At 72.1% G+C, this 5,427-nt stretch carries 4 protein-coding genes and 1 pseudogene; 1 reads left to right on the top strand and 4 read right to left on the bottom strand.

Features of this window, described 5'->3' with window-relative positions:
* Positions 1-508: 508 nt before the first annotated feature.
* The 4 genes from NCC78_RS26875 to pdhA form a co-directional block, all read right to left on the bottom strand.
* A complete protein-coding gene (locus tag NCC78_RS26875) occupies positions 509-646 on the bottom strand; it encodes a hypothetical protein (protein ID WP_165947779.1) in 138 nt (45 codons plus the stop codon).
* 220 nt (positions 647-866) lie between these two features.
* Complete coding sequence (locus NCC78_RS26870) at positions 867-2,339, bottom strand: dihydrolipoamide acetyltransferase family protein (RefSeq protein ID WP_250797960.1); 1,473 nt, start codon at positions 2,337-2,339, stop codon at positions 867-869.
* Positions 2,340-2,344: 5 nt separating this feature from the next.
* Positions 2,345-3,334 (bottom strand): alpha-ketoacid dehydrogenase subunit beta, encoded by a 990-nt coding sequence (locus NCC78_RS26865; RefSeq protein WP_250797959.1) that lies wholly within the window; start codon positions 3,332-3,334, stop codon positions 2,345-2,347.
* Positions 3,334-4,509: a pyruvate dehydrogenase (acetyl-transferring) E1 component subunit alpha gene (gene pdhA, locus NCC78_RS26860; protein WP_250797958.1), complete on the bottom strand. Its 1,176-nt coding sequence runs from the start codon at positions 4,507-4,509 to the stop codon at positions 3,334-3,336. The genes NCC78_RS26865 and pdhA overlap by 1 nt, the downstream gene beginning before the upstream one ends.
* Before the next feature lie 526 nt (positions 4,510-5,035).
* Between pdhA and NCC78_RS26855 the strand changes: the two are divergent.
* Positions 5,036-5,427, top strand: a pseudogene (locus NCC78_RS26855) (hypothetical protein); the annotation flags it as partial.

The raw sequence follows: 5,427 nt of genomic DNA, 5'->3' as shown, positions 1-5,427 counted from the left end.
CGTCCCGTCGGCGGCGGGGGCGCCCAACCCAGGTCGGGGGCACCGACGCCGTATCCGTTGTCCTGCTGCGCCGGCCGGTCGCCGTACGGCGCCGGTCCGCCGGCGCCCGGCGACACCTCGTCCGGCTCCTGGCCGGGGTGGTGCGTGCCCTCGGACGTCATGCGTGCGCCTCCTCCATCACCTGTCGGCCCACCCCTGCCGATCGGTCTTGCTCGGCAGGGTGGCCGGCGTCGCCGGTGTGCCGGCCGTGCCGGCTCCCCGCACCGTATCCGGTGGCCGCCCGAGGGCGTCCGGGGAGCACCCGGTCGTCACTCCGCGTCGCCGTACGGTGTCGAGCGGCTTCTGTCGGCCCGACCTGTTCGGGTCGGCGGGCGATGACCGAGCCCAACCGTACCGGGCGCTGGGGCGAGGCGGAATCCCGGTGTCAATCGGTGTGAAACGCCGACGGCCCACCCGGGCGGACCGGGCGGGCCATCGATCAGCAGGAGGTGAGGGAAGTGGAGGGGCGTCAGCTCATGTGACGCTGGGCGATGGCGAGGATCTCTTCGCGGACCGCGGGCGAGTTGGCGGAGCGCAGCGCGTGCTCGATGGCACGGGCGCGGCGGTTGGCGTCGCGGCGGTTACGGATTCGCTCGATCATGCTCATGGTGGTCTCTTCCTCCTGGCTATTCGGTTGTCAGCCTGTTGTGTCCATTGAAGCGCAGAACGCCGCCAACTTCCATCGATTGTTAGGTGAGCTGAGACACCCGCCGAACAATCAAAGGTCAGCGTGGCCGATGGCCGACGTTTCTGTCGCCCAACGGACACGGCCGGTGTGCCGGGTGTTCACCCGTGGCACACCGGCCGTGGCCTGGTGTCGTGGACCGTCAGGTCCAGGCGAGCAGCGCCGCCTCCGGATCCGCCAGGAAGTCCCCGATGTCGCGGAGGAACTTCGAGCCCAGCTCACCGTCGATGATCCGGTGATCGAAGGAGAGGCCCAGGGTGGTGACCTGGCGCGGCTTGACCTTGCCCTTGTGCACCCACGGCATCTCCCGGACCGCGCCGAAGGCCAGGATCGCCGACTCACCCGGAGGCAGGATCGGCGTACCGGTGTCCACCCCGAACACGCCGACGTTGGTGATCGTCAGGGTGCCGCCGGACATGTCGGCCGGCGAGGTCTTCCCCGCCTTGGCCGTCTGCACCAGGCCGGTCATCGCGTCCGCCAGCTCGCGCAGCGAGAGCCGGCCGGCGTCCTTGATGTTCGGCACGATCAGACCGCGCTCGGTGGCCGCCGCGATGCCCAGGTTGACGTAGTCCTTGACGACGATCTCGTCGCCCGCCCAGGTCGAGTTGACCATCGGGTGGCGCTTGACCGCCAGCAGCACCGCCTTGGCCACCAGCAGCAGCGGCGAGACCCGGACGTCGCGCCACTCCCGCCGCTCGCGGAGCCGGTCCAGGGCCTTCATCGCCCGGGTCACGTCGACGGTCAGGAACTCCGTGACGTGCGGGGCGGTGAACGCCGAGCGGGACATGTTCTCGGCCGTGAGCTTGCGTACCCCCTTGACCGGGATGCGCTGCTCGCGGTCCGCACCGAAGCTCGCGACGGCCGTGGCCGGCGCCGCCACCGTCAGCGGCTCGGCCGCCGCCGGGGTCGCGCTCGCCGCCCGCTGTACGTCCTCCCGGGTGATCGAGCCCAGCGGGCCCGAGCCGGTCAGCGTGGCCAGGTCGACACCGAGGTCCTTGGCGAGCTTGCGCACCGGCGGCTTCGCCAGCACCAGCCCACCGGCCGGCCCGTTGCCGTTCGCCGCCGGGGCGGGCGACACCGGGACGACCGGAGCCGGCGCGACCGGAGCCGGCTGCACCGGCGCGGCCGGAGCCGACGTGGCCTGGGCGGGGACGCCGCCCTTGCGCGGGCGGCGCTTGGCCGCCGTGGTGCGCGGGCCGTAGCCGACCAGCACGGCGGTACGCCCACCCGGGGCGGGACCGCCGATCAGGCCCGGCTCGACCGCGCCCTCGCTCGGCGCCACCTCGACCGCGGCCAGCGAGGCCGCCGACGGGGTGGGCAGGTCGGCGGCCGGCGTACCGGTCGTCGACTCGTCCAGCGGTCCGGCGCCCGGGTCGGTGTCGATCGAGATGATCGGCGTGCCGACCTCGACCGTGGTGCCCTCCGGGTGGAAGATCGCCCGCACCTGGCCGGCCCACTTCGCCGGGATCTCGACGGCCGCCTTCGCCGTCTCCACCTCGACGATCGGCTGGTTCAGCTCGATGACGTCACCCACCTTGACCAGCCAGGCGAGGATCTCGCCCTCGGTCAGGCCCTCGCCCAGGTCGGGGAGGTTGAACTCCTTGATCCGTGACATGCCGCTCACCAGCCGAAGGTGCGGTCGACGGCGTCGAGCACCCGGTCGAGGTCGGGCAGGTACTCCTCCTCCACCCGGGAGGCCGGGTAGGGGGTGTCGAAGCCGGTCACCCGCAACACCGGGGACTCCAGGGAGTAGAAGCACTCCTCGGTGATCCGGGCGGCGATCTCCGAGCCCAGGCCCAGGTTGCCGGGGGCCTCGTGCACGACCACGCAGCGGCCGGTGCGCTTCACCGACTCGTAGGCGGTGCCCAGGTCCAGCGGGGAGAGCGTGCGCAGGTCGATGACCTCCAGCTCCCGGCCGTCCTCGGCGGCGGCGGTCGCCGCGTCGAGGCAGGTCCGGACCATCGGCCCGTACGCCAGCACGGTGGCGTCGGCGCCGGGCCGCACCACCCGGGCGGAGTGCAGCGGGTACGCCGCGTCGAGCGGGGCGTCCAGTTCCACCGGGCCCTTCTCCCAGTAGCGCCGCTTCGGCTCCAGGAAGACGATCGGGTCGTCCGACGCGATCGCCTGCTGGATCATCGAGTACGCGTCCTGCGGGTTGGCGCAGGACACCACCTTCAGGCCGGCGGTGTGCGCGAAGTACGCCTCCGGCGACTCCGAGTGGTGCTCGACCGCGCCGATGCCACCGCCGAAGGGGATCCGGATGACCATCGGGATCCGGACCTTGCCCTGCGAGCGGTAGTGCATCTTCGCCACCTGCGACACGATCTGGTCGTACGCGGGGTAGACGAAGCCGTCGAACTGGATCTCGCAGACCGGGCGGTAGCCGCGGATGGCCAGGCCGACCGCGGTGCCGATGATGCCGGACTCGGCCAGCGGGGTGTCGATCACCCGCTGGTCGCCGAAGTCCTTCTGGAGCCCGTCGGTGATCCGGAAGACGCCGCCGAGCTTGCCGACGTCCTCGCCCATGATGACGACCTTCGGGTCGTTCTCCAGGGCCCGGCGCAGGCCGGTGTTGAGGGCCTTGCCGAGGGTGAGCGTCTCCGTGGCCATCAGTGGGCGCTCCCCTCGAACGACTCCATGTACCTGCTGAACTGCGCCCGCTGCTCGTCGAGCTCGGGGGACCCGTTGGGGTAGACGTGGTCGAACATCGTCACCGGCTCCGGGTTGGGCATGTCGAGCACCCGCTCGCGCAGGTGCACCGACTCGGTGCGGGCCTGCTCGTCAACGGCGGCGAAGAAGTCCGCGTCGGCGATCTGCTGCTTTTCCAGGAACGCCTTCATCCGGGCGATCGGGTCCTTGGCCTGCCAGGCCTCGACCTCGCTGGCGATCCGGTAGCGGGTCGGGTCGTCGGAGGTGGTGTGCGCCCCCATCCGGTAGGTGTACGCCTCGATCAGGCTGGGACCCTGGCCGAGCCGGGCGTTGTCCAGCGCGTGCCGGGTCACCGCGTACGAGGCGAGCACGTCGTTGCCGTCCACCCGGACGCCCGGGAAGCCGAAGCCGCCCGCCCGCTGGTAGAGCGGGACGCGGGTCTGCCGCTCCAGCGGCTCCGAGATGGCGTACTGGTTGTTCTGGCAGAAGAACACCAGGGGCGCGTTGAAGACGCTGGCCCAGACGAACGCCTCGTTGACGTCGCCCTGGCTGGTGGCGCCGTCGCCGAAGTAGGCGATCACCGCCTCGCCGTCCTCGGTGCCGGTCTTGCCGTCCATGTGGACGCCCATGGCGTACCCGGTCGCGTGCAGGGTCTGCGCCCCGATCACGATCGTGTACATGTTGAACTTGAACTCGTTCGGGTCCCAGCCGCCCTGGTCGACGCCGCGGAACAGGCCCAGCGGCATGATCGGGTCGATGCCCCGGCAGTAGAGGACGCCGTGCTCCCGGTAGGTCGGGAAGGCCATGTCCTGCGTACGCAGCGCACGCCCGGAGCCGACCTGCGCCGCCTCCTGGCCGAGCAGGCTGGCCCAGAGGCCCAGCTCGCCCTGCCGCTGCAACGCGGTGGCCTCGGCGTCGAGCTTGCGAACCAGCACGAGGTCGCGGTAGAGCCCGCGGTACTCCTCGTCGGTGAAGTCGACGCGGTACTCCGTCCCGTCCGGTCCGGTCGCGCTCTCGATCCGCTCGCCGTCGGCGGTGAGCAGTTGCACCAGCTGCGGGTCGCCGGTCGCGCCCTTCCTGGACCGGGGTGCGGCCCGTCGGCCGCGGCTGGTGACCCCGGGGTCGCCCTTTGCCATCCGTCTCTCCCTGTCTGTCTGCGTCGGCACCGGGGGGTCACCCGGCCGCGCAACTCGTGCGCCTGTCCGGCTGGTGCCGGACGGGTTCCTGGCGGCCGCGCCTAGCCCCGGTGGGGGTTGCCGCGCGGCGTGAAGCCGGATTCAAGGCCGAACCCGGTTCGGGAGCGCCGGCGCCCAGCCGCGCCTTCCGCGAGGGTGCGCGGAGGTCGCGGCTGCGTTGCCGTCGTGGTCCATATTCGCATCAACCGTGAGCGGGCCCACAGTACGCCCGCCCCGCGCCGGGTCGGCCGCCCGTTTCGTTACACCCGTCACCGGGTGTCGGTTCCATTGACGCGCGGCCGATCCGGCGATGGTTCGTCACCGTTCGGCCATATACGCGTGTCGACACGCTGTACAGGGTTGGCGGACGGAACGTAACTGGGCCAGGCTGATTGGCGGCGGATCGCCCATCGATCAGGCAGTTTGCCGCTTCCGGTCCGGCCCGTGCCGCCCGACCGCCCGAGCAGACGACGACGAGGAGTACGCGGTGTCCGAGCCAGGTGAAGATCCCGGTGCTCCGCTCCTCGCGCGGCACCGCTCGCCCGGGGACTACCGGCGGGTGGTCGGGGTGCACCGGGCGCCCGGCGCCGGCGGCCCGTCCCGGGGTTACCTGTTCACGGTGGCGCTGCTCGCCGGCACCGCGTCGATGCCGATCCTCGCCGCGATCAGCACCGGCTCCGCGACGGTCGGCAGCACCGCCCTGCCGGACACCAGCACCCCGTTCCTCCCGACGCCCTCGGTGGGGCCGGTGGTGATTCCGCTGCCGGTGACCGGTCAGCCGTCGTTGACCCGGTCCCCGGCCGTTCCGGCGGCGCCGACGATCTGGCGGCCCCTCGCCCCCGCCCGGCGTACGCCGGCCCCGGCGGTGCGTCCGGCGCA

Origin of the sequence: Micromonospora phytophila (assembly GCF_023656545.1) — a bacterium.
GTDB classification, from domain to species: Bacteria; Actinomycetota; Actinomycetes; order Mycobacteriales; family Micromonosporaceae; genus Micromonospora; species Micromonospora phytophila.
The sequence above is the reverse complement of the archived record's forward strand: the minus strand, read 5'-3'. Positions and strand labels throughout refer to the sequence as shown.

Bases quoted from the DNA above. Each gene is read 5' to 3' on its own strand.
- NCC78_RS26870 (WP_250797960.1), bottom strand. From the start codon at position 2,339: ATGTCACGGATCAAGGAGTTCAACCTCCCCGACCTGGGCGAGGGCCTG.
- pdhA (WP_250797958.1), bottom strand. From the start codon at position 4,509: ATGGCAAAGGGCGACCCCGGGGTCACCAGCCGCGGCCGACGGGCCGCA.
- NCC78_RS26875 (WP_165947779.1), bottom strand. From the start codon at position 646: ATGAGCATGATCGAGCGAATCCGTAACCGCCGCGACGCCAACCGCCGC.
- NCC78_RS26865 (WP_250797959.1), bottom strand. From the start codon at position 3,334: ATGGCCACGGAGACGCTCACCCTCGGCAAGGCCCTCAACACCGGCCTG.